At 69.7% G+C, this 22293-nt stretch carries 21 protein-coding genes and 1 pseudogene; 3 read left to right on the top strand and 19 right to left on the bottom strand.

Annotated elements, in window-relative coordinates; translation table 11 throughout:
* Positions 1-215: 215 nt before the first annotated feature.
* The 4 genes from EV691_RS00005 to EV691_RS00020 form a co-directional block, all read right to left on the bottom strand.
* Positions 216-1634: a sigma-54-dependent transcriptional regulator gene (locus tag EV691_RS00005; RefSeq protein ID WP_131298149.1), complete on the bottom strand. Its 1419-nt coding sequence runs from the start codon at positions 1632-1634 to the stop codon at positions 216-218.
* Positions 1635-1639: 5 nt separating this feature from the next.
* The gene (locus EV691_RS00010; RefSeq protein WP_131298147.1) at positions 1640-3031 is read right to left on the bottom strand and encodes a sensor histidine kinase; all 1392 of its coding nucleotides are present in this window, start codon (positions 3029-3031) and stop codon (positions 1640-1642) included.
* Between the two features lie 294 nt (positions 3032-3325).
* On the bottom strand, positions 3326-3793 hold the full coding sequence (sixA, locus tag EV691_RS00015; RefSeq protein WP_131298145.1) for a phosphohistidine phosphatase SixA: 468 nt from the start codon (positions 3791-3793) through the stop codon (positions 3326-3328).
* Between the two features lie 30 nt (positions 3794-3823).
* Complete coding sequence (locus tag EV691_RS00020) at positions 3824-4846, bottom strand: NAD(P)H-dependent glycerol-3-phosphate dehydrogenase (RefSeq protein WP_131298143.1); 1023 nt, start codon at positions 4844-4846, stop codon at positions 3824-3826.
* Between the two features lie 374 nt (positions 4847-5220).
* Between EV691_RS00020 and fabA the strand changes: the two genes are divergently transcribed.
* Both fabA and fabB read left to right on the top strand, forming a co-directional pair.
* Positions 5221-5736, top strand: a complete 516-nt coding sequence (fabA, locus tag EV691_RS00025) for a 3-hydroxyacyl-[acyl-carrier-protein] dehydratase FabA (protein WP_131298141.1) — start codon at positions 5221-5223, stop codon at positions 5734-5736.
* A gap of 11 nt (positions 5737-5747) precedes the next feature.
* Complete coding sequence (fabB, locus tag EV691_RS00030; RefSeq protein WP_131298139.1) at positions 5748-6965, top strand: beta-ketoacyl-ACP synthase I; 1218 nt, start codon at positions 5748-5750, stop codon at positions 6963-6965.
* Positions 6966-7032: 67 nt separating this feature from the next.
* Here fabB and EV691_RS00035 read toward each other — a convergent pair whose 3' ends face one another.
* The 10 genes from EV691_RS00035 to EV691_RS00080 are packed head-to-tail and all read right to left on the bottom strand — an operon-like array spanning position 7033 to position 14712.
* Positions 7033-7515, bottom strand: coding sequence for a type II secretion system protein (locus EV691_RS00035; protein ID WP_131298137.1), 483 nt, complete (start codon positions 7513-7515; stop codon positions 7033-7035).
* A complete protein-coding gene (locus EV691_RS00040; protein ID WP_039803804.1) occupies positions 7502-7876 on the bottom strand; it encodes a type II secretion system protein in 375 nt (124 codons plus the stop codon). Before EV691_RS00040 ends, EV691_RS00035 begins: the two co-directional genes overlap by 14 nt.
* 2 nt (positions 7877-7878) lie before the next feature.
* On the bottom strand, positions 7879-8352 hold the full coding sequence (locus EV691_RS00045) for a type II secretion system protein (RefSeq protein WP_131298135.1): 474 nt from the start codon (positions 8350-8352) through the stop codon (positions 7879-7881).
* Positions 8349-10193, bottom strand: a complete 1845-nt coding sequence (locus EV691_RS00050; protein WP_131298133.1) for a secretin and TonB N-terminal domain-containing protein — start codon at positions 10191-10193, stop codon at positions 8349-8351. The genes EV691_RS00045 and EV691_RS00050 overlap by 4 nt, the downstream gene beginning before the upstream one ends.
* Positions 10190-10714, bottom strand: coding sequence for a hypothetical protein (locus tag EV691_RS00055; RefSeq protein ID WP_131298131.1), 525 nt, complete (start codon positions 10712-10714; stop codon positions 10190-10192). The genes EV691_RS00050 and EV691_RS00055 overlap by 4 nt, the downstream gene beginning before the upstream one ends.
* Entirely contained in the window at positions 10714-11262 is a 549-nt protein-coding gene (locus EV691_RS00060) for a GspMb/PilO family protein (RefSeq protein ID WP_131298130.1), read from the bottom strand. The genes EV691_RS00055 and EV691_RS00060 overlap by 1 nt, the downstream gene beginning before the upstream one ends.
* Entirely contained in the window at positions 11249-11791 is a 543-nt protein-coding gene (locus tag EV691_RS00065; RefSeq protein ID WP_131298128.1) for a pilus assembly protein, read from the bottom strand. Before EV691_RS00065 ends, EV691_RS00060 begins: the two co-directional genes overlap by 14 nt.
* Position 11792: 1 nt before the next feature.
* Positions 11793-12581: a hypothetical protein gene (locus EV691_RS00070; protein WP_242672520.1), complete on the bottom strand. Its 789-nt coding sequence runs from the start codon at positions 12579-12581 to the stop codon at positions 11793-11795.
* Entirely contained in the window at positions 12562-14298 is a 1737-nt protein-coding gene (locus tag EV691_RS00075; protein ID WP_131298126.1) for a GspE/PulE family protein, read from the bottom strand. The genes EV691_RS00070 and EV691_RS00075 overlap by 20 nt, the downstream gene beginning before the upstream one ends.
* A 36-nt stretch (positions 14299-14334) precedes the next feature.
* A complete protein-coding gene (locus EV691_RS00080; protein ID WP_039803792.1) occupies positions 14335-14712 on the bottom strand; it encodes a response regulator in 378 nt (125 codons plus the stop codon).
* A gap of 336 nt (positions 14713-15048) precedes the next feature.
* On the opposite strand from EV691_RS00080, the pseudogene EV691_RS00085 reads away from it, so the two are divergent.
* Positions 15049-16005, top strand: a pseudogene (locus EV691_RS00085) (ribonuclease Z); the annotation flags it as partial.
* 61 nt (positions 16006-16066) lie between these two features.
* Here the strand turns inward: EV691_RS00085 and EV691_RS00090 are convergent.
* The 5 genes from EV691_RS00090 to EV691_RS00110 form a co-directional block, all read right to left on the bottom strand.
* Positions 16067-17119 carry a hypothetical protein gene (locus tag EV691_RS00090; protein WP_131298122.1) on the bottom strand — a complete coding sequence of 351 codons (1053 nt, stop codon included), beginning with the start codon at positions 17117-17119 and terminating at the stop codon, positions 16067-16069.
* 302 nt (positions 17120-17421) lie between these two features.
* Positions 17422-18870: an ABC transporter substrate-binding protein gene (locus EV691_RS00095; RefSeq protein WP_341352481.1), complete on the bottom strand. Its 1449-nt coding sequence runs from the start codon at positions 18868-18870 to the stop codon at positions 17422-17424.
* 104 nt (positions 18871-18974) lie between these two features.
* Positions 18975-19688: an SCO family protein gene (locus EV691_RS00100; RefSeq protein ID WP_131298118.1), complete on the bottom strand. Its 714-nt coding sequence runs from the start codon at positions 19686-19688 to the stop codon at positions 18975-18977.
* Positions 19685-20341: an SCO family protein gene (locus tag EV691_RS00105; RefSeq protein ID WP_131298117.1), complete on the bottom strand. Its 657-nt coding sequence runs from the start codon at positions 20339-20341 to the stop codon at positions 19685-19687. The genes EV691_RS00100 and EV691_RS00105 overlap by 4 nt, the downstream gene beginning before the upstream one ends.
* 2 nt (positions 20342-20343) lie before the next feature.
* A complete protein-coding gene (locus tag EV691_RS00110) occupies positions 20344-22260 on the bottom strand; it encodes a beta-propeller fold lactonase family protein (RefSeq protein ID WP_242672519.1) in 1917 nt (638 codons plus the stop codon).
* Between the last annotated feature and the right edge of the window lie 33 nt (positions 22261-22293).

Below are 22293 nucleotides of genomic sequence, written 5' to 3' on the forward strand. Positions count from 1 at the left end.
AGAACAAGGAACGAGGAGAGAAGTTTGGTCATTCCAAATGAACGACGAGCGACGCCGTGCTGCGCCAAACGGGCCCCGTCCCTTCGGGTTGCGCGGCAAATGCCGCCATGCGGCGTTGCGGGGCTTGGCAAGGGAATGACCATTGCCGGCGCCCCGCGCCTTGCCTGGCGGCATTTGGCGCGGCAACGCGGCTCACGCCAAAACGTCAACAGGCCCTAATGCCGGCGGTCCGGCCGGGCCAGCCCCAGCTTCTCGATCCGGTAGCGCAGCATGTCGCGCGTCAGGCCCAGCAGCCGCGCCGACTTGGTCACGTTCCAGTCGGTCTTGTCCAGCGTGCGCAGCACCATGTCGCGCTCCACCTCGGGCAGATTGAGTCCCTCCTCCGGCAGCACCGGCTCGCAGTCCCGGGCCGCAGGCGGGCGCGGCTCGCCACCCTCCATCAGTTCCGGGCAGAGGGCCAACTGGGCCGGGCCGACCAGGTTGCCCGGCGCCAGCAGGGCCGTCTGCTCCAGCATGTTGCGCAGCTCGCGCACGTTGCCCGGCCAGCTGTAGCGCTGCAACAGTTCCCTGGCCTGTGCGTTGAAGGCCAGGCCGGGCTTACCGTAGCGCTTGCCGTGCAGGGCCAGGTAGTGCTCGGCCAGGGCGATCACGTCGTCGCCGCGGGCGCGCAGCGGCGGCACCCTGATCTCGATGATCCGCAGGCGGAAGAACAGGTCGCGGCGAAACTTGCCCTGCTGCACCATCCGCTCCAGGTTGCAGTTGGTGGCGGCGACGATGCGCAGGTTGACCCGCCGCTCCTTGACCGCCCCCAGCCGGCGGATGCTGCGGTCCTCCAGGAGCTTGAGCAGCTTGGCCTGCAGCGACAGCTCGATCTCGCCGATCTCGTCGAGGAACAGCGTGCCGCCGTCCGCCGCCTCGACCAGGCCGACCCGCCGCTCTTTGGCGTCGGTGAAGGCGCCCCGCTCGTGGCCGAACAGCTCCGCCTCCAGGAGGTGCGCCGGGATCGAGGCGCAGTTGACCTCGACGAAGGGACCGTTGCGGCGGCTGCCGTCGAAATGCAGGGCGCGGGCGACCAGTTCCTTGCCGGTGCCGGTCTCGCCCTGGATCAGCACCACCGGCAGGTCGGCGTCGGTCATCCGGCTTTCCGCCTCCAGCAACTGATGCACCGTCGCCTTCATCGCCAGCATCGCCGGCGAGCTGCCGATCAGCGCGTCGAGCCCGGCGTCGCGGGCCTCGCGCGCCTGGTAGAAGGACAGCGCATGCTCCAGGCGCTGGGCCTCGAGCGCCTTGTCGATCAGCAGCTTGAGTTCGGCCAGCACCACCGGCTTGGTCAGGTAGTGGTAGGAGCCGGCCTTCATCGCCGCCACCGCGTCCTCCACGTTGCCGTAGCCGGTCATCACGATCGGCTTGATCTGCGGGTCCAGGGCGCGCACCCGGGCGATCAGCTCCAGCCCGCTCATCCCTGGCAGGGAGCGGTCGGTCAGCAGCACGTCGGGACGATGGGTCCCGAGCATCGCCAGCGCTTCCTCGGCCGAGCTGCAGACCAGCACCTCGTAGTGCTTGCGCTCGAGATACGTCTGAATGTTGCTCGCCAGCGTCGCGTCGTCCTCGACGATCAGAATGCTGTGCTCCATTGTGGCTATCCCCCTTCTGCAATCCTGAAGACCAGACACACGTCGGTCCCCTCCTTTTCCCGGCTGTCCAGCCGGATGGCGCCGCCGAAGCGCTCCATGATCCGCTTGACCAGCACCAGCCCGACGCCAAGCCCGCCGCGCTTGGTGGTGTAGAAGGCCTTGAAGGCCATCGCCATCTGCTCCTGGGTCATGCCGTTGCCGCTGTCGCCGATGGTCAGGCGCAGACGCCGCTCGAGGGCGTCGACGGCGATGCGGACGCGCAGCGAGCCGCCCCGCGGCATGGCCTCGATGGCATTGGAGATCACGCTGTTGAGCACCTGGGCGAACAGCAGCCGGTGACTGAGCACCGCCGGCGCCGGCTGCGCCTGCCAGTCGACCTGGATGTTGGCGCTGCGGATCTGCCGCTCGAAGGCCTGCAGCACCTCGTCCACCGCGGCGACCGGGTCGACCGCCTCGCGCTCGCCGCAGAGCGGGCGGGAGGAAATCAGCAGCTCGCTGATGCACTTGGACAGGCGATCGACCTGGCTGATGATGTCCTCGATGTTCTTGCGCACCGGCAGCGCCTCCGCATCCAGCGCCAGCTCGGCACTGGAGCGGATCGCCGCGAGGGGGTTGCGCAGGCTGTGGGCCACCGCCGAGGACATTTCCCCCAGGGCCACCACCGTCTCGTTGGCGACCAGTTGCCGCTGCTGGGCGGCGAGCAGCCCCGACAGCCGCCAGATCATCCAGAACAGGCCGAGGTAGATCAGCACGCCGCCGAGCACCGCAGCCAGCCAGAACACCAGGTAGCTGCGCTGCAGCTGGGCGAGCAGGTCGACCGGCTCCTTGTGCAGCTCCAGCAGGGACTCCACCCGGCCCGTCTCGTCCCGCAGCGGGATGTAGTGCTCGACCTGGAGGCTTGCGGGCGGGCTGATGATGTTCGCGCCGCTCGCCTGGAAATGGCTGGCGGTGACCGTATCGCCGCAATCGAAGGCTTCCTCGAGGCCCGGGCTGGCGCCTTTTTTGCCGATCAGTTGCGGATCGCTCGACCAGAAGATGACCCGGTCGGGGCCGTACAGGCTGGCCAACTGTACATCGGGAAGATTGACGACATGCTCGAGGAACTCGCGCCGCCCGAACGCCTGCGGCAGCCCCCCGGAAGCGCTGCCCTCCTGCCCCGGCCCGACAAGCCCCGCCTCCATCGGCATGGCCATCCCCGGCGCGGCATGGTAGCGCTCCATGGCGGCGATCGCGTGAACCGCCTGGGCTGTCAGCAGACCATCGCGCCGGACGTTCTCGATCAGCAGGAAACGGGTGGAAAGGATGGTCAGCGAGATGACGACCGTCGTGATGACGGCAAAACTGACCAGGGAGAACCATCTGATCAGGTTGAAACGCTTCGGGATCTCCGCGCCCAAGATTGGTCGCCTCCATGCGAAGAAGGATGCCTCTGCGACCCCGACTGGCTCATCCGGTTTTTGTTTTTCTGCTGAGACCTTTATAGCCCATCGCCATGGGCACCCAAGCACGATTGGCGATTATGAACGTCGGTGCTTATTACGAGAGCCGCCAGCCTAGCGGCCCCATGTGTCAGCTTCGGGTCAGCGCCGGCCCACTCCCCTGGACTGCACGAAACCTGTCGGCACCGTCGTGGACAGTAAAGCAGCGAAAAGTGGCCGCTGGCGTGAATGGGGTAGACCTGTGCACGCCCCTCAGTGCCGGTGCCCCGGGTGGTTGAGGGCACGCAGATACATCGCGCCGGCCAGCGGCAGTTCGCCATCCAGCTCGGCCAGGCTGGCGGTCTGCATCGGCAGCGGATCCTGCAGGTGACCGTGGATCAGCAGGCCGGCCAGGGCGCCGATGAAGGGCTGGTGGCTGACCAGCAGCAGCTCCTCCTCGCTGCGCTCGGCCAGGCGGTCGAGGGCCTGGCGTGGATCGTCGTCAGGAGTCAGCCAGTCCGCCACCGCCAGCTGCGGTGCGCTGTCGAGCAGCACCTCCAGCAGCTCGGCGGTCTGCCGGGCGCGCACATAGGGACTGCAGAGAATCGTCCGCAGCGGCCGGTGGGCCAGGTGCGCAGCCGCCTGGCGGACCTCCTTGCGGCCGTGCCGGGTCAGCTCGCGCTCGGCATCGGTGCGGGCGTGCGGCTCGGCCTCGCCATGTCGCAGCAGCCAGAGTTTCATGGGGATCTCCTTGCCGGCTGGGGATCGGAATCAGAAGCCGCTGGTGGAAATGAAGTCCACGTCGGTCTTCGGCTCGCCGGTCATCAGCGCCTCGATGACCTGCGCCAGGGTGCGTCCCTCGAAGAGAATGGCATGCAGGCCGGCGACCAGCGGCATGTAGACGCCGAGCTCCTCGGCCTTGGCCTTGAGCACCCGCAGGGTGTTGACCCCTTCGGCCACCTCGCCGAGGCGCGCCACCGCCTCCTCCAGGCTGAGGCCCTGGCCGAGCGCGTAGCCCACCTGGTAGTTGCGGCTCTTCGGCGAGGTGCAGGTGACGATCAGGTCGCCGACCCCGGCCAGGCCGAGGAAGGTCATCGGGTTGGCGCCGAGCCGCACGGCGAAGCGGGTCATCTCGGCGAGGGCGCGGGTGACCAGCATGCTCTTGGTGTTCTCGCCCATGCCCAGCGAGGCGGCCATGCCGGCCATGATCGCGTAGACGTTCTTCAGCGCCCCGCCCAGCTCGGCGCCGAAGCGGTCGCCGCTGGCGTAGACGCGGAAGGTACGCCCGTGCAGCACGGCCTGCACCGCCCGGCACAGCGCCTCGTCCTCGCTGGCGATGACCGTGGCGGTCAGCGCATGCTCGGCGATCTCCCGCGCCAGGTTCGGCCCGGAGAGCACGCCGATGCGCGCCTGCGGCGCGATCTCCTCGATGATCTGGCTCATCAGCTTGAAGCTCTGCGCCTCGATCCCCTTGGTGGTGCTGACCAGCATCTTCCCGGCCAGCAGCCCGGACACCGGCTGCAGCACCTGGCGCAGGGCGCTGGAGGGCAGCACGACGAAGATCAGCTCGCTGTCCGCAATCGTCGCGGCGAGGTCGGTGACCGGCTCGACGCCGGGAAGCACCTTGACCCCCTTCAGGTAGCGCGGATTCTCCCGCTGCGTGCGGATCGCCTCGGCCTGCGCCGGATCGCGCATCCACAGCCGCACGGCGTGGCCGTTCTCCGCCAGCAGGTTGGCCAGCGCCGTGCCGAAGCTGCCGCCGCCGAGCACCGCGATAGGTTGTCTTGCAGTCATCTCGTTCCTCCAGTACGGCAATGGGACGGCATTATACGGGGCGGGGCCGCGACGACCAGTCATCGGTTGTCCCTTGTGCGGGCGCAGCCACTGGCGTAAGCATTTTGAAACGCAGGCAAGCTTCCCCAGGCCGCTCGATGGCCCTTCCTCCGGTCAACAAGTGATAAACTAGACAATTACGGCCGACTCTCGTCATTCCGCCCCCCATGCCTTGTGCTGCCGGCCGCGACGCCAGGGCAAGGATGACCGCGCTCGGCACTGTGACTTTCAACATCAGGCAACAGTCTATGACTAGGCTGCCGAATCATAGCCCCGTTGCCTGCGGCCACCAGACGTTTCGTCCGCCTTCACGAACGGACTATTGAGGAACTTGCATGACCAAACAAAACGCCTATACCCAGGAAGACCTGCTGCGCTGCGCTCGCGGCGAGCTGTTCGGTCCGGGTAATGCGCAACTGCCCGCCCCCAATATGTTGATGGTCGATCGCATCACGCATATCAGCGAGACCGGCGGCAAGTACGGCAAGGGCGAAATGGTCGCCGAACTGGACATCAACCCCGACCTGTGGTTCTTCGCCTGCCACTTCGAAGGGGATCCGGTCATGCCGGGCTGCCTCGGCCTCGACGCCATGTGGCAGCTGGTCGGCTTCTACCTGGGCTGGCAGGGCAATCCGGGCCGTGGCCGGGCCCTGGGCTCGGGTGAAGTCAAATTCTTCGGCCAGGTGCTGCCGACGGCGAAGAAACTCACCTACAACATCCACATCAAGCGCACCATCAGCCGTTCGCTGATCCTCGGCATCGCCGACGGCACCGTCAGCGTCGATGGCCGCGAGATCTACAGTGCCGAAGGCCTGCGCGTCGGCCTGTTCACCTCTACCGACAGCTTCTGAAGGACATCCACATGCGTCGCGTCGTGATCACTGGCCTCGGCATCGTATCCTGCCTGGGCAATGACAAGGACACCGTATCCGCCAACCTGCGTGCCGGCCGGCCAGGGATTCGCTACAACCCCGCCTACGCCGAAATGGGCCTGCGCAGCCAGGTGTCCGGCTCCGTCGACCTGGATCTGGAAGCGCTGATCGACCGCAAGGTCTACCGCTTCATGGGTGACGCCGCCGCCTTCGCCTACCTGTCCATGGAACAGGCGATCAAGGATGCCGGCCTGACCGCGGAAGAGATCTCCAGCCCGCGCGTCGGCCTGATCGCCGGCTCCGGCGGCGCCTCCACCTTCAACCAGATGGAGGCCATGGATATCCTGCGCGAGAAGGGCGTCAAGCGCGTCGGCCCGTACCGCGTGCCACGCACCATGGGCAGCACCGTTTCCGCCTGCCTGGCCACCCCCTTCAAGATCAAGGGCGTGAACTACTCGATCTCCTCGGCCTGCGCCACCAGCGCCCACTGCATCGGCAGCGCCATGGAGCAGATCCTGATGGGCAAGCAGGACATGGTCTTCGCCGGCGGCGGCGAAGAGGAGCACTGGAGCCAGAGCTTCCTGTTCGACGCCATGGGCGCGCTGTCCACCCAGTACAACGCCACCCCGGAAAAGGCCTCGCGCGCCTACGACGCCAAGCGTGACGGCTTCGTCATCGCCGGCGGCGGCGGCATGGTGGTGGTCGAGGAACTGGAGCACGCGCTCAAGCGCGGCGCGAAGATCTACGCCGAGATCGTCGGCTACGGCGCCACCTCCGACGGCTACGACATGGTCGCGCCGAGCGGCGAAGGCGCGGTGCGCTGCATGCAGCTGGCGCTGGCCACGGTCGACACCCCGATCGACTACCTGAACACCCACGGCACCTCGACCCCGGTCGGCGACCTGGCCGAGGCCAAGGCGGTGCGTACCGTGTTCGGCGACAAGGCCCCGGCGATCAGCTCGACCAAGAGCCTGTCCGGCCACTCGCTGGGCGCCGCCGGTGTGCAGGAAGCGATCTACAGCCTGCTGATGATGGAAGGCAACTTCATCGCCGGCTCGGCCAACATCGAGGAGCTGGACCCGGAAGTGGCCGACCTGCCGATCGTCCAGAAGACCCGCGAGAACGTCACCCTGAACACCGTGATGAGCAACAGCTTCGGCTTCGGCGGCACCAACGCCACCCTGGTGCTCAAGCGCTGGCAGGGCTGAATCCCGCCCCGCCCATGACGCAGATGCAGACGCCCCGCTTTGCCGGGGCGTCCTGCTTTGCGGCGCCCTATTCCTGCCGGAACGACGGTTCGGCGACGAATTGCCAGTCGGCATAGCGGGTCATCCCCTCGAAATCCTCCCAGCCCGGCGGAAAGTTCGCGCTCTTCAGCGGGCGCCGTTCGGACAGGCTGTAGACTCCGGCGATGCGCCCGTCGGTCGAGCGGACCAGCCCCCACTCGCGGCTGCCGGTGACCGGGTCGGCGTAGAGCCGGCGCAGGTGGCGCTGGCGCTTGATCTGCCGGCGGTCCTCCAGCAGCTCCTCGAGGCTCTGCGGATACTGGGCGATGCCCGGCGAGTGACGGTAGTAGCTGCGCAGCGCCATGGCGTACTGGTTGCCGATCCACAGCAGGTCGCGCTCCCGGGCGCGCTGGCTGGCGGTCGACCACAGCTGGCCGGCCGCGGCCAGCGCGCCGCCCATCAGCGCGACGAGAAACAGCACGCCCAGGTAGGTGAAGCCCCGCTGGCCGCGCATCGGATCACCACTCGGCATACAGGCTGCCGTCCTTGGCCCGCCCGTCCGCGCCGCTCCTGACGTCGGCGACGCTGCCGGGAACCCCTTCGGGCGGTGGCAATACCACCCACTGGTCGCTGCGCTCACTGATCGGATCCACCGGCAGGTTGCGCAGGTAGCGCTGCTCCACCAGCGCCTCGAGGCTCTCCGGATAGCTGCCGGTGTCGCCATAGTACTGGTCCAGGGCATCGCGCATCACCGCCAGGCTCTGCTTGAGGGTGGTCTCCCGGGAATACTCAAGGCTGGAGAAATAGCGCGGCACGGCGATGGTCAGCAGGCTGGCGATGATCGCCATGACCACCAGCAGCTCAATCAGGGTGAATCCGGCCTGTCGTCGCATAACTACCACTCCCCGTACGGAATGCCGTTGAGCCCGCGGCTTTCGGACAGCGAATGGACGTCGAAGACGTCCTCGCCCTCCTGCGGGTTCTCCGCGGAACTGTCGTAGCTGCGCAGCCCCCAGCTCTCCAGCGCGCTTGTGCCCGGCTCGGCGAAGGGGTCGCGGGGAATCCGCCGGAGGAAATAGAGCTTGCTCCCCGACGGGTTGCGCAGATCGCGGACGCCCTCCACCAGCACCTCCAGCGTGGGCGGATAGCCGCTGCCGAGGGCGGACTTCTCGATGAAGCCGGCGTCGGCCGCCTGCTTGTAGGCGTCGATGGCGTCGCGGATGCGGTACAACGCGGTTTTCAGCTCCTGCTCCTTGCCGCGGCGAATCACCGTCTCGGTCAGCGGCGCGGCCATGCCGACCAGCAGCCCGAGGATCGCCAGGGCGATCACCAGCTCGAGCAGCGAGAAGCCGCGCGCCCTGCTCCTCATGGCTGATCCAGCCCGGCGGCGGCCAGCGGCTCGGCGCCCGGCCGGTGCCGGCTGGCCTCGCCCTCGCGGGGCAGCGCGGCCGGCCGCAGGCGCAGGCCGCTCTCGGTGCCGGACTCGAACTCCATGTCGTAGGGGCTCTGGTACGGCAGGTTGCGCACGATGTGCGGGGTGATCGACAGCACCAGCTCGGACTTGCTCAGAGTGTCCTTGTTGCTGCCGAACAGCCGGCCGAGGCCGGGGATGTCGCCGAGACCGGGAATGCGGTCGCCCGACTTGCCGTGGTCGTTGCGCATCAGCCCGGCCAGCACCTGGGTTTCGCCGTTGCGCAGGCGCAGGGTGGTGACCGCGTTGCGGGTGTCCACCTGGACCGGAATGGTCCCGGCCGCGGTGGCCGGCTGCTGGGTCGCGTTGCTCACCTCCAGCCCCACCTTGATGGCCACCTCGTCGTTCAGGTGGATGGTCGGCTCGACCTCCAGCTTCAGGCCCACGTCCAGGTAGGTGATGCTCTCGGTGATCACCGGCCCCTGGGTCGAGGGCGTCGAGGTGGCGCTGACTACCGGCACCCGCTCGCCGATGTGGATGCGCGCCTGCTCGCGGTTGCTCACCCGCAGCACCGGGCTGGCCAAGGTGTTGATGTCGCTGTCGTTGGCGTTGATCTTCAGGGTCGGCGAGGGCGAGAAGTTGATGCGGTCGGAATTGATCCCGCGCAGCTGGCCGAGGATGCTCACCGCGCTGCCGCCGTCCTCGGTGAGGATGCCGAAGGTGTTCGGCCACTGCAGGCCGAGGTCGAGGATGCGCTTGCGCGAGACTTCCATCACCTCCAGTTCCAGCACCACCTCAGGGTTGGCCTGGTCCTGGGCCTGGAACAGCCGCTCGGCCAGATGCACCGCATCCGGCGTGTCGCGCATGGTCAGGGTGTTGAGGCGCTCGTCGACGAACACGTCGCGGGTCTTGAGCAGGGTCTTGACCATGTTCAGTGCGGTGTTGGCGTCGGTGTTGGTCAGGTAGAAGGTCCTCAGCACCAGCTCCTGGTAGTCCTTGAGCTTCTGCGGGGTGTTCGGGTAGATGACGATGGTGTTGTCGTTGACCATCTTCTGCTTCAGCTGGCTCTGCTGCAGCAGCAGGTCCACCGCATCCTCGATGGCCACCTGGCGGACGTAGATGGTCGCCTTGAGGTCCGGGCGCACGTCCTGGTCGAAGATGAAGTTCATCCCTGCGGTCTGCGCCAGCACCTCGAACACCAGCTTCAGGTTGGCCTCGCGGAACTCCAGGCTCACCGGTTTCTGCAGCCTGGAGCGCAGCTGCGGATAGGCGACGGCGGTCTGCGCGCGGGTTCCCTCGATGCCCTCCTGCAGGGCCAGCGCGCCCTCGTGCCGCGGCTCCAGGGTGAGGATCGAGCGCACCAGCCGTTCGGCCCCGGCCAGGTCGCCGCGGGCCAGGGCCAGCTCGGCCTGGCGGTACTGCTCGGCGACATTGCGCAGCTGGACGATCTGGCGCATGCCCTCGCGGGCCCGGGCGTTGCCCGGCTCGATGCCCAGCACCCGCTGGAAGGCGGCCTGCGCCGCCTCGTTGTTACCCGCGGCGCGCGCCTGCTCGGCCTGGGCCAGCAGCCGGGTGACCACCACTGCCCGCTGGGTGGTCAGGGCGATCTGCGCGCCGGGATCCTGCGAATTCTCATGCGCCGCCTCGGCCAGTTGCGCCAGGCCTTCCTCGTACTTGCCCTGGTCGATCAGGGCGATACCCTCCTTGCCCGGCTGCCCGGCGCAGCCGGACAGCAGCACGCTCCCCAGCAGCACGGGCAACCAGAGGGCGCTTGCAGCCTTGCGCGTTGCGATGATCATGGATGGTCCCCCACGGACAGCGACTGGGTCTGTTTCAGCGGCAGATAGACGAAGGTCAGCTCGTCGGCGGCGATCTTCTCCACCCGGTAGGTGCCGTCGATCACGTCGCCGGCCTGCACCGTGTGCAGGCGGTCGCCGCGCAGCAGAAAGACCCTGAGGCGGACGCTGTCGTCCAGCCTGCCGATGAACTCGAAGGGCAGCGGCGGCGCGGCCGCTGGCGGCGGAGGCAAGGCGGCGGCCGCCACCGGCGGTGCGGCATCGGAAGCACGGCGAGGCGGCGCACGCCAGCTGCGCGCGGCGAACAGATCCGCCTGCGGCACCGCCCCGCTCGCCGCTCCGCCCCGCAACGCCCGGGCCTCCGGCGCGGCGACGGCCAAGCCCTCCGCCGCCGGCACCGGCCGGCCGCGCGGCACCACCGCCAGAGACTCGGCCTCCTCCTGCGGGAAGAATTCGGGCAGCAGCGCCAGCAGTCCCGCAACACCGAGGAAGGCCAGCCAGCCCAGCAGCCGTCGCCTGTCCATCACCACCTCGACAGATAGAGGGTCATGCGGATGCGCCCCTCGAGTTCGGTTTCATGGATGGCCTTGCGCTTGAACTCGACATCTTCCAGCACCAGCGCCGGCACCTCGCTCAGCAGGCTGTGCAGGAAGCGGCGCAGCTGCGGATAGCCGGCGCGCACCGGCAGGAGGATGCGGTAGCGCGCCAGGCGGGTCTTCGGGTCGATGCCAAGCGAGTACTCGCCGCGCGCCAGCGACAGGTTCTGCGCCCGGGCCGCCGCGTAGATGCGGTCGATGGTCCCGCTTGCCGCCGGCTGCGCCGGCAGTTGGCGGTGGAAGTCGGCCAACTGCTGGCCTGGCCCCTGGGGCGGCAGCTCGACGCCCCGCTCGATGCGCCCCTGGCGCTCGCGGGCCGTCACGATCTGCCCGGCCAGCATCTCGCGCTCCTGCCAAGCCGGCCACAGGCCGAACAGCCCATGGCCGGCGACCAGCACCAGCAGCGCGGCGCCGCCAGCGCCCGGCCAGCCCAGCCGCCGCAGCCGCTCGCGGAGAATCAGCCTATGGACGGCCATCCGGCACCTCCCAGGTCGCCAGCAGGTTGAAGCGGATCGGCCGCTCGGCCACCTGGACGAGTACCTCGTGGTCGAGCAGGGACACGTCGCTCAGCCCATCGCTGTCCTCGAGGCGCTGGTGAAACTCCAGCATCGCCTCCAGGTTGCGCGCCTCGGCGCTGATCCGCAGCAGCCGCTTGCGCGCATCCGGGGTCAGGCCGAGCAGGGCGACATCCTTGAGCGGCAAGGACTCCAGGGTGGCGAACAGCCCGTTCCAGGGCAGGTTCAGCGCCGCCGAAACGCGGCGCATCTCCGCCAGGCTGGCCTGCTGGGCGAGGCTGTCGGCCTTCGACAGCGGCGCCTGGCGGACCTCGCCGCCCTGCCCCGGCTGCAGCCGGGCCAGCGCCTCGGCATCGCGCGCCCGGTCCGCATCGATCCGCTGCTGCAGCGTCCACAGCACTCCGGCCAATAGCAGGCCGGCGGCCAGCAGCGCCCAGCCGAGCGGACTGGCGATGGATCTGCGCTGGAAATCGAGTTCGATCGGACGCATCTCAGCTCACCGCCTGGGCCATGGCCTGCAGGGTATCCGCCGAGGCGCGCGGCAGTTCCAGGGCGTGCAGCCCGGCCGGCGGCGGCGCCGTGCGTCCCGGCGCATGCAGGTAGAACGCCGAACGCGCCGCGTCCTCCAGGCCCTGCAGCTCGCTCTCCCGCTCGACCAGCGCGAGCAGCGCGGCATCGTCGTCGCCGCCGCTCACCGAGCGCACGGCGGCCCAGCCTCCGGCGCGGGCCAGCAGCAGGCTGCTGCGCCCCGGCTCGGCCAGCACGAAGAGGAAGTCGCCCGCCGGCAGCTGCCCGGCGAAGCGGTTGAAGGCCGCCATCAGGTAGGGCTGCACCGAGCACAGGCGCAGCCCGGCATCCTTCGACAGGACCTGCAGGCGCTCCAGCAAGCCCCGCTCGATGGCCGCCGCCAGCCGCGGCTGCCCGGCCGGTGCCGGCGACAGGCGCAGCAGCCAGTCGTCGGCCAGCGCGCCGTAGATCTCCTGGAAACGGAAGCGCGCATAGGCCTCCAGCTCTTCCGGCGAAGCGAGCTGCTCGCTCCAGGGAATCAGCGCGAAGCGCACGAAGCGGCTGGACAGCAGCAGGTCCAGGCTGGCGCGCCGCCGGCCCTGCTCGCCGAGCAGGCGCTCGAGCGCCTGCGCCGCAGCGCTCCAGGCCGGTCCCTCGGCCGGGCCGTATTCGACGCCGCCGAGCAGTTCCAGCTCGCCGCGCCGCCGGCGGAACAGCGCCAGGCGCGTGGCGCCGAGCACGGCGATGCGCCGCTCAGCCAACGAAAGTGACACGGTTGATCTCCTCCAGGGTGGTCCGTCCGCTGCGTACCAGCTCCACCGCCGAGCTGCGCAGCAGGCGCAGGCCGCGGCGGCGGGCCAGCTCCTTGATCTGCGAGATGGGCTGGCGCTCGACGATCAGCTGGCGGATCTCGTCGTCGAGCAGCAGCAGTTCGGCGATCGCCTTGCGCCCGCGGTAGCCCGAGCCGCGGCAGCGCCCGCAGCCGCTGCCGTGGACGAAGCGGAAGTCGCCGACCTCGGCCGGGTTCAGCCCGGAGGTCAATAGTTCCTCCTCGCTCGGCTCGACGGGCGCCGCGCAGTCCGGGCAGACCAGGCGGATCAGGCGCTGGGCGAGCACCGCGTTGAGCGCGGAGACGAAGCTGTAGGGATCGACCTCCATCTGCACGAAGCGGCCGATCACGTCGAACACGTTGTTGGCGTGGATGGTGGTGAACACCAGGTGGCCGGTGAGCGCCGACTGCACGGCGATCTGCGCGGTTTCCGGGTCGCGGATCTCGCCGACCATGATCTTGTCCGGGTCGTGGCGGAGGATCGAGCGCAGGCCGCGGGCGAAGGTCAGGCCCTTCTTCTCGTTGACCGGGATCTGCAGCACGCCGGGCAGTTGGTACTCCACCGGGTCCTCGATGGTGATGATCTTGTCCACCCCGTGGTTGATCTCGGTGATCATCGCGTACAGGGTGGTGGTCTTGCCGCTGCCGGTGGGGCCGGTCACCAGCACCATGCCGTAGGGCTCGGCGGCCAGCCGGCGCAGGATGCGCAGGGTGGCCTCCTCGAAGCCCAGCGCCTCCAGGCTGACGCCGCTGACTCGGTCGGCCAGGTCCTGCTTGTCGAGTACCCGCAGCACCGCGTCCTCGCCGAAGATGCTCGGCATGATCGACACCCGGAAGTCGATCTGCCGGCCGTGGATGCCGACCTTGAAGCGGCCGTCCTGGGGCACCCGCTTCTCGCCGATGTCCAGCTCGGCGAGCACCTTGACCCGCGAGATCACCTGGTCGGCGATCTCGCTGCCCTGCACCCGACCGATGGAGTTGAGCACCCCGTCGATGCGGTACTTGATCGCCAGCCCGTTGCCGGTCATGCCCAGGTGGATGTCGCTGGCGTGCATCTTCAGCGCGTCGTAGAGGGTCGAGTTGACCAGCTTGACCACCACGCTGGAGTCCTCGCTGATCCGCGCCAGCGAGAGGTTCTCCACCGCCTCGGCCTCGACCGCCCCGGCGGCGTCGGCGCCCAGCGACTCGACGGCGTGGTAGGCCTCCTCGTGGCGCGCCAGGTAGCCGGCCAGGTCGGCCGGATGCACCAGGTACAGCGGCGCGCCCTCCAGGCAGGCGTCGATCCAGGCCAGCCGGGCGTCGTCGAAGGGATCGGCGAACACCCCGACCTCGCGCTCGTCCAGGCGGACCACGGCGAATTCGCGCTTGAGCGCCTGGGCCAGCGCCAGCCGCTCGAACACCGGCCGGCAGGCGAACAGCGTCTCGCCGTCGAGCACCGGGTAGCGCAGGGTCGCCCCCAGGCGGCGGACGAACGCCTCCGGCGCCAGCCCGGCCAGCGCCTCCAGCGCCTCGAGCACCCGTCCGCCCTCGCTCGCCGCGCGCTCGCGGGCCTCGCGCAGCAGCGCCGCCTCGAGCCGCGCAGGGCGGGACTCGTCCACGCCGGCCGCATCCACACCGGGCAGATCAGCGCCGGCTGCGGATGCTGGAGAAAGACTGTCCATGCGGCTCTCCTCGTTCGACACCAGCGCCAAGCGGCACTACCGGGTACGTTCCCGGCGCGCCACCTGCGGCTTGCACACCACCCGGCCCAGATCGGCCAGCGGAAAGGGCTTGAGCAGGATGTTGACGATGCCGCGGTGCGCCGCGTCGTCGCAGACCGCCCCGCTCGGGTGGCCGGTCATCAGCACCCGCTCGCCGTCGTAGCGGCCGCGCAGGGCGTCGAGCAGCTGGAAGGCGTCCATGTCCGGCAGACAGTAGTCGAGTACCAGGATGTCCGGCCCGAAGCTCGCCGCCAGGGCAAGGGCGCCGGCCCCGTCGTGGGCGACGCGCACTTCGCAGCGCCTCGTTTCGAGATAGGCCTTGAGGTTCTCCGCAAGGACCGGCTCGTCCTCGACAAGCAAGACTTTCCTGATCATCGCCACGACGACTGACTCCCGTTCAGAAACCCGTGTCCACTTCCGAATTGCGAAAACGCGTACCCGATTCGGCACATGCACAGCCCGGGCCAGTCTTGATTTATTTATATCTGATTGATTTAACGGAAATTTTTCAAAATACCCGGTTCCCCAGATTCGGGGAAACAGCGCCGCTCCCCCCACTGCGGGGGATGGCCGCAGGCACCTTCGCTGCAACCTGTGGAGCGGCGCCGGACGCCCCCGCCTCTTTCCACCCGGACCACGACCTCTCGCCAATCCCATGCGCCATACTGGCGCCATACGCAACAGCGGGAGCATGCGGCGTGGACCTGATATTTCTTCGGCACCTCCTCCGGGGCCCCCACCAGGGCCCGCAACGTCACCGGACTGGCGCTGCAGGAGGAGACCGGCAAGGGCTGGCATCTGGTCGACTGTGGCGAGGCCACGCAGCACCAGGTGCTGCGCACGCCGCTCTCGTTGCACGAGCTGCGCGCGATCTTCGTCACCCATGTCCATGGCGACCACTGCTATGGCCTGCCCGGCCTGCTGGCCAGCGCCGGCATGCAGGGCAGAAAGGCGCCGCTGGAGATCGTCGCCCCGGACGGTATCGAGGAGTGGGTCCGCACCACGCTGCGCCTCACCCGGACCTGGCTGGCGTTCGAGCTGAACTTCCACGCCGTCGAGTCCCTGGACGAATGGCGGGGCGGCAACCTGCGCGTCGAAGCCGTCGCCCTCTCCCACCGGGTACCCAGCTATGGCTACAGCTTCACCGAGGCCCGCCCGGACCCGCGCCTGGACATCGACAGACTCGACCGGCACGGCATCCCCCGCGGCCCGCTCTGGGGCCAGCTGGCCCGCGGCATCGACGTGCAGCACGAGGGCCGCACGCTGCGCAGCGACGACTACCTGATCTTCGGCCGCCCGCCCCGCCGCGTGGTGGTCGGCGGCGACAACGACCGTCCCGAGCTGCTGGCCGAAGCCTGCCGCAGCGCCCAGGTGCTGGTCCACGAGGCCACCTACACCCAGGCCGTCGCGAACGACGCCAGGGCCGACTTCGGCCACAGCACCGCCACCGCGGTCGCCACCTTCGCCCAGGCGGCCGGCCTCGCCAACCTGGTCCTGACCCACTTCAGCGCCCGCTACCAGGCCGATCCGAAACGCGGGCCGTGCATCGAGGACATTCGTGCCGAGGCCGCGGCGGCGTATCGGGGACGCCTGTTTCTGGCGGAGGACTTCGCGCGGTTCCGGCTGGTGCGGGACGGGGAATTGCAGCGGATCGAGTGCGGGCGTTGATGCGCTGCTGCAGCCGCCCCGACGGAGCACGGCGCCAGCGCCGTTTTCCGTATCGAAGGGTCTATCCGCCCGCCATCGGAGCTCTTCGCGGCACCGGCGCGAACTGGATCGACAGCCTCCGCTTCGTGGCGAGGTTTTCCTCGATCTGTCCGGACAGGTAATAGACCCCTGCCAGCACCCCGGTGTCGGGGTCCCACATCAGATCGGCCCATTTTTCCTTGAAGGCGGCGTTCAGGCTCTTGCGAAGCAGCGCCTCCATTTCCGGGCGCTCGTCCTCGCGCATCATGGCGCTGATACCCGCCACGCCCAGGGAAAGCACCGAGCCCACCGCCCGGCCGACCGCCATCGAAACAACGCTCGAGGCACTCCTGGTGGCGAGTTCGCTCATCAGTCTCTTGCTGGTCCGCCGCACGACCGGGGATATGTCCGCGTCCGATCTCCAGGCTCTCGCGCTGCCGGAAGTCGTGCGGATTCGCGCGACCAGGACCCCATAAGCCGGCAGCTTGTCGATCGGCTCGCTGTGGATGATCTGATGGACCGAAGCGACATGAGTGGGGGGCGGCCCCAGGGCGATCGCCGGAATGCCCTTGAGCCGGCGCTCGAATTGATCCTGGGGTACGCCGTAGCGCTGCGGGATTTTCCGGAGCAGCTCGCCGAGGAGCCAGACGTAGAACTTCATCGCCTTTTCCATGACCCGGTCGGGATCAATCTGCCGAGCGACGGGCTCCAGCACGCGACCGTGGTATTGCTCCTGCAGATAGATGGCCAGGCGATCCACGGCCGGATCCTGTTCCTTTCCTGCGTTCAGCCTGTACCAGCCCACCTTCATGGTCAGCCATTGCTGGGTCCAATAGCCGGAAAACCAGGGAATGAAATTCGTATCGGTGCGCTGGTAAACGAGGCCCATCCATTCCAGCATGACGTCGCGCGCGTAATTCGTGGTCTGCCTGGTCGCCTCCTTCGAGGCGGCGACGATGTCGCTATCGACCTTCCGCCAGGTACTTTCCGAAACCACGACCGGCGGCGGCTGCCGCCTGGGGGTATGGTCTCGCGAAGCGCACCCTGCCAGCATCACCATCAGCAAGGCGACACCCAAGGAGCGCCAGCTCAACATCGCAAGCGCCTGCAACGACAGCGGTGACGACCCGCCGCCGGGCATGTCTCGACCGGGACTTTCACTCTGCTCATGGGATTCGACAGCTCCGCAGACCTCGATGGACGGCCCTCCCTCCCAACACGACGAAGCGCATGCGGGGGGTCTTTGCGGCCCCTCCACGTCCCGACGCAATATCCGGCACGCTCGTCCAAGGCCCTTGAAGTATAGAGGGCGGGAACGGGCTCGAAGCCTTCCACGGGCAGGCACGGTTTCGACTCGCCCCGTAAGCGGCACGACCCACTGCCCGAGGAGACCGCCGACTAGGGCTCGATCCGGACATAGCGCCCGGTGGGGACGAAACGCCCGGCGGCCAGATCGACGCCGACGATGTGCGCCCCCGCCGCGCCCACCCGCCGGCCCGGACCGAAGCCCAGGGGCGGGGTCACCCCGGTGTGCAGGGCGTGCAGGTTCTCGAGCTCTCGCAGCAGGCGTTCGCGGCTGGCGTCGCGGCCGGCGCGCTTGAGGCCCTCGGCGAGCAGCAGCGCCGCGCTGTAGGCGCCGATCTGCAGCGCCGGCTGCTGCCCATCGAGGCCGGCGCGCCGGCGCAGGGCTTCGAGCGCCTGCGCACCGGCGGGGCTGACGTCCGCCGGCAGCAGCGGATAGGCGAGAAACAGCCGCCCGGAGAAGGCCGCCGGCAGGCGCAGCGCCGCGCCGGCTATCTGCTGGGCGCTGGCGTACAGCCGCGGCGCCAGTCCGGCCTCGTCCAGCGCACGGCCCAGGGCGAGCAGCGCCTCCCCGGAGCCGAGGAAGAACAGCGCCTCGAGGTCCGCCGTCAGTGGCGCCTCGCCATCCGCCTGTGCCGCTCCGTAGTCGAACAGGCGCACCCGCTTCCAGCCATGCGCGCGCAGGCGAGCCGCCAGCGCCTCGGCCTGCCGGGCGGCCTCCGGCGGATGGGCGATCAGCGCCGGACTTTTGCCGGGCGGCGACTCGCCGGCAGCGAACCCGGCCAGGGCGAACAGCTGCTCGCGCAGCCCCGCCAGCGGTGCGAAGACCAGCCGGCTGCCCTCCTCGCCCGCCTCCGGCAGCGGCCCGATCAGCGGCACCCCACGCGGCGCCAGCAGCTCGCCGTAACGGCTGTCCAGCGCCGGTGCCAGCGGCGCCAGCAGGGCGAAGACATCGCGCGCCTCGAGCAGCCCGGCGAGCGCCGCCTCGGCCGAGGCGCGGTCCGGGCCGGGGTCGGCGATCACCAGTTCCAGACGGCGGCCATGGATGCCGCCGGCCTGGTTCAGCTCGTCGAGCGCCGCCTGCAGCAGCGCACCGACGGTTTTCCCCGCCGCGGCCAGCGGACCGGCGGACGGCAGCAGGGTGCCGAGGCGCAGCTGCACCTCATGCAGGCCGGGGTCGCGGTCTTCTTCGAGGCGCTTGAGATAGGCGCCGAGATTGGCCAGGTCGCGCCAGCTCATGACGAAGCGCGGCATCGCCGGGTCCAGGCGCTCGCCGGCCGGATCGAGCCCCTCGCCCAGCGCGCGGGCCAGGCTCGCCGCGTCGTAGGCGGGCCGGGCCGAGGTCAGGCGCCGCCAGGTGATCTCCGGCGGGCGGACCGCCCCCTCGGGCCGGCCGCGCCCGTCGCGACCGTGGCAGCCGGCGCAGGGCAGCACGCTGGCCGGCATCGTGGTGCCGGCCGGCCCGACGCGCGCCTCGACCGGCGTGTCACCGGCGCCGAGCCCCTCCCGGTACAGCCGCCGGCCGGCGGCCTCCTCGGCCGTCAATGCGAGCGCTCCGGCAAGGCTCGTCCAGCCAAGCAGCAGGACGAGCAGACAGGCCCGCAGACGATGGCGCCCACCTGGGCGCCCGGGAGCCATCAAGAAGCCCATCAGCGGCCGGCCACCGGCTCGGCGAGCAGCTGCAGGCGCTGGGCGATGGCCGCGGGCGGCGCGTCCGGGCGGATCTTGCTCCAGCGCTTGTTCGGCACGTCGCCGGCGATCAGCAGGGTCGAGTGCCCATCGGGCGTCTGCGACAGCTGGCCGAGCCGGGCGAGGACCAGGTCCATGTTCGCCTTGTCGCCGGTGAGGAAGGTCCAGTTCGGATCGTCCGCGCCCTGCTGGGCGGCGAAGGCCTTGAGCGCCTGGGGCGAGTCGTGCTCGGGGTCGCTGCTCAGAGAGACGAAATGCACCCGGCCGGCCTGCTCGCCGAGGGCCGCACGCACCTCGCGCAGCTTGCGGGTGATCAGCGGGCAGGCGTCCTTGCAGCGCGTGTAGCTCACATTGAGCAGTACCACCCGTCCGGCCAGCACGTCGCTGTAGAAGCGCAGCTCGCGGCCGTCCTGATCGCGCAGCGGGGTGTCGGTGAAATAGCTGCGCGCATCCGGCACACCGCCCTTCACCTCCTGCGCCGCTGCCCCGGCCGCCGGGGCCGGGGCGTGGCCCTCGTGGGCCTGGGCGGCCGCGACGAGCAGCGCCAGGGCGATGCCGAGAGGGACCGAGATCGATACCGTCCGGGTAGGAGCGAATTCATTCGCGATGCTTCTGTGCCGGCCGCCGGTCGCGGATAAATCCGCTCCTACAAGTGACCGAAGGAACGTTTTCATGGCCTGCCCTCCTGCGTCGCGTGCCGGGCCATGTGTCCGTGCCCGGCGTGCTCGCGGGCCTCGGCCAGCATCTCGATCCGCGCCAGCAGCACGGCCGGATCGGTGAAGCCGTAGTAGCGCGTCCACTGCCCGCTGCGGGCGTCGCCGACCAGCAGGGTCGGCGGGTGGCTGGTGAAGTCCGCCGACCGGACGCCGAGGCCCCTGAGGACCTCGTCCACCGCCGCGGCCTCCCCGGTCAGCCAGCGCCAGCCGGGGCCGGACTGGTAGGCGCGGGAGTATTCCAGCAGCCGCGCCGGGGTATCGCGCAGCGGGTCGACACTGATCGACAAGAGGCCCACCTCGGCGCCGGCCCGCTCGCCGAGCTGCGCCTGGACCTTCTGCATGATCGCCGAGATCACCGGGCAGACCGTGGTGCAGCTGGTGTAGACGAAGCCCATCACCACGATGCGTTCGCCCACCGCATCCGCCAGGCGCAGCTGGCGGCCGTGCTGATCGCTCAGCGGCACCTCGGCGAAGCGCACCCGGGTGCTCTCCGCCCGGGTTTGCGGAAGCGGGTGGCCGGCATGTTCTTCCGTCGCGCCGGCCTGCAGCGTTCCGGCCATCGCCAACAGGACGCAGAGCGCCCGGGCCAGGCCGGCCTGAAGTCGTTGCATGGTCACTGTCCTCCAGCGGGCCGCGCCCGCAGACCGAGATAGGGCAGATCGCCGAACTTCAGCCCGAGCGACGCCGCCCCCAGGTGCAGGTAGTAGGCGCCGGCCTGCGCCAGCTCGACCGACGCCTCGTAGATCCCCTCGCCCACCTCCCGCGCGGCGACCTCCCGCGGCTGCGCGGACGGGGCGCGGAAGTAGCGCACGCGCAGGTCCGCCACGCCGGTCTGGGGCGCCTCGCCGCCCTTCAGCAGGCGCAGGCGCAGCGTGAAGGGCGCGCCGGCGACCACGCCGTGGCCGTCGACCAGGTACTCCACCTGCAGCCGCGTCCGCTGGCGCTGCCGGTCCGGGTCGGCGCGCACCTCGAAGGCGAAGCAGTGGGCGATCTGCGGCTGGTTGAGCAGGAAGGCGACGTCGAGGCGGCCGGCGGCCGGCAGCCGGACCCGCGCGCCGAACAGCCCCGGCTCCAGCTCGCGCAGGCTGCGCGGCACCACGGTCGCCGCGCGGGCCGTGTGCCCGCGGTTGAGATAGCCGGACATCGGCGCGTTCATGCCCTCCATGTAGAAGTAGATGGTGTTGTCCACCGGGTTGACCACGAACAGTGCGGCATCGTCGCCGGCCGGGGCCAGGCTGCTGGCCAGCGGCAGGTTGCCGGCCAGCCTGGGCGCCGCAGGTCCCACCTCGAAGCCGAGCACGCCCGGCTCGCGGCCCTTGCCCAGCGAGGCCAGGTCGATCATCGACACCTTCGGCGAGGCCAGCCCGCGCACGTAGGCGAAGGCGCGGGTGAAGGCGATCTGGTAGGGCTCGGCGGCGACCTCCAGGCGATGCAGCACCTCGTCGCTGGCGGCGTCGATCACCGTCCCCGTGTTATCCGCGGTGTTGAGCACGAAGCCGTAACGGCCGTCCGGGGCGAACGCCAGCGGGCCGATGCCCCGCCCGACCGGGATCGTCTTGCGCGTCTCCAGGCTGACGGCGTCGATCACGCTGAGCGTGCCGGCCTCGCCGTCGCTGACGTAGACCGCCCCGGACAGCGGCGACAGGGCCACGCCGAGCGGATGCGGCCCGCTGCGGATCTCGCGGATTCGCTCCAGGGTCGCCACGTCGAACACCGTCAGGGTGCCGGCCTCGCGGCTGCTGACGAAGGCATGCCGCGAATCGGCGCTGAAGGCGATTTCGTGGTGGCCGCGGCCGGTGTCCGCCTGCAGTACCGGTTTCAGGGTCCGGGTGTCGATCACCGTCACCCCGCTGCCGCTTTCCCCGGCGGCGTCGTTGCCGACCCACAGGTAGCGGCCGTCGGGCTGCAGGGCCAGACGCACCGGCCGTGCCCCGGCAGGGACACTGGCGAGCACCTGGAAGCGCTCGGCGTCGATCACCGCCACCTCGCCGGCCTCCGGCATGGAGACGTAGAGGCGCCGCTCGGCGGGGCTGGACACCCAGTCCATCGGCGGACGCCTGAGCGGAATGCGGGTGAGCATGCTGGTCGTCCCGCCCACCGAGGTCAGCGGGTCGACCACCGTGATGCTCGGGTCCCGGTTGAGGATCAGCAGGTAGTAGCTGGTCAGGTCGAGCAGCGGGCGCACGCCCGGCAGGCCCTTGAGGTAGAGGCCGATGCGGCTGCGGCAGGCGGTCTGCGGATCGTCGTTGCCGGTCGCCAGGTCGAGCCAGGCGCCCGGCACCTGGCCGGCCAGCGGCTGGCCGCTGGCCGCGTCGCTCAGCCGGAAGCGCAGGTCGGCGAACATCCCCTCGGTCGGCTCCGCGCCGTCGACCGGCTGCACCGCGAACTCGACGGCGATGCCGTCGCGCACCAGCCGGTTGCCGGCCTTCTCCCCGGGCGCCGGCGGGCGGCTGTCGAACAGGAACAGGCCGGCGCCGAACGCCAGACCGAACGGGAGCAGCAGCGCCAACCCCTTGTGCACGGCTTTCACGGTCGATACCTCGCATTCTTGTCGTTGTCATGG

Source organism: Azotobacter chroococcum (assembly GCF_004339665.1).
Classification (GTDB): Bacteria; Pseudomonadota; Gammaproteobacteria; order Pseudomonadales; family Pseudomonadaceae; genus Azotobacter; species Azotobacter chroococcum.

Bases quoted from the DNA above. Each gene is read 5' to 3' on its own strand.
- EV691_RS00005 (WP_131298149.1), bottom strand. From the start codon at position 1,634: ATGGAGCACAGCATTCTGATCGTCGAGGACGACGCGACGCTGGCGAGC.
- sixA (WP_131298145.1), bottom strand. From the start codon at position 3,793: ATGAAACTCTGGCTGCTGCGACATGGCGAGGCCGAGCCGCACGCCCGC.
- EV691_RS00020 (WP_131298143.1), bottom strand. From the start codon at position 4,846: ATGACTGCAAGACAACCTATCGCGGTGCTCGGCGGCGGCAGCTTCGGC.
- fabA (WP_131298141.1), top strand. From the start codon at position 5,221: ATGACCAAACAAAACGCCTATACCCAGGAAGACCTGCTGCGCTGCGCT.
- fabB (WP_131298139.1), top strand. From the start codon at position 5,748: ATGCGTCGCGTCGTGATCACTGGCCTCGGCATCGTATCCTGCCTGGGC.
- EV691_RS00035 (WP_131298137.1), bottom strand. From the start codon at position 7,515: ATGCCGAGTGGTGATCCGATGCGCGGCCAGCGGGGCTTCACCTACCTG.
- EV691_RS00040 (WP_039803804.1), bottom strand. From the start codon at position 7,876: ATGCGACGACAGGCCGGATTCACCCTGATTGAGCTGCTGGTGGTCATG.
- EV691_RS00045 (WP_131298135.1), bottom strand. From the start codon at position 8,352: ATGAGGAGCAGGGCGCGCGGCTTCTCGCTGCTCGAGCTGGTGATCGCC.
- EV691_RS00050 (WP_131298133.1), bottom strand. From the start codon at position 10,193: ATGATCATCGCAACGCGCAAGGCTGCAAGCGCCCTCTGGTTGCCCGTG.
- EV691_RS00055 (WP_131298131.1), bottom strand. From the start codon at position 10,714: ATGGACAGGCGACGGCTGCTGGGCTGGCTGGCCTTCCTCGGTGTTGCG.
- EV691_RS00060 (WP_131298130.1), bottom strand. From the start codon at position 11,262: ATGGCCGTCCATAGGCTGATTCTCCGCGAGCGGCTGCGGCGGCTGGGC.
- EV691_RS00065 (WP_131298128.1), bottom strand. From the start codon at position 11,791: ATGCGTCCGATCGAACTCGATTTCCAGCGCAGATCCATCGCCAGTCCG.
- EV691_RS00075 (WP_131298126.1), bottom strand. From the start codon at position 14,298: ATGGACAGTCTTTCTCCAGCATCCGCAGCCGGCGCTGATCTGCCCGGT.
- EV691_RS00080 (WP_039803792.1), bottom strand. From the start codon at position 14,712: ATGATCAGGAAAGTCTTGCTTGTCGAGGACGAGCCGGTCCTTGCGGAG.
- EV691_RS00090 (WP_131298122.1), bottom strand. From the start codon at position 17,119: ATGTTGAGCTGGCGCTCCTTGGGTGTCGCCTTGCTGATGGTGATGCTG.
- EV691_RS00100 (WP_131298118.1), bottom strand. From the start codon at position 19,688: ATGAAAACGTTCCTTCGGTCACTTGTAGGAGCGGATTTATCCGCGACC.
- EV691_RS00105 (WP_131298117.1), bottom strand. From the start codon at position 20,341: ATGCAACGACTTCAGGCCGGCCTGGCCCGGGCGCTCTGCGTCCTGTTG.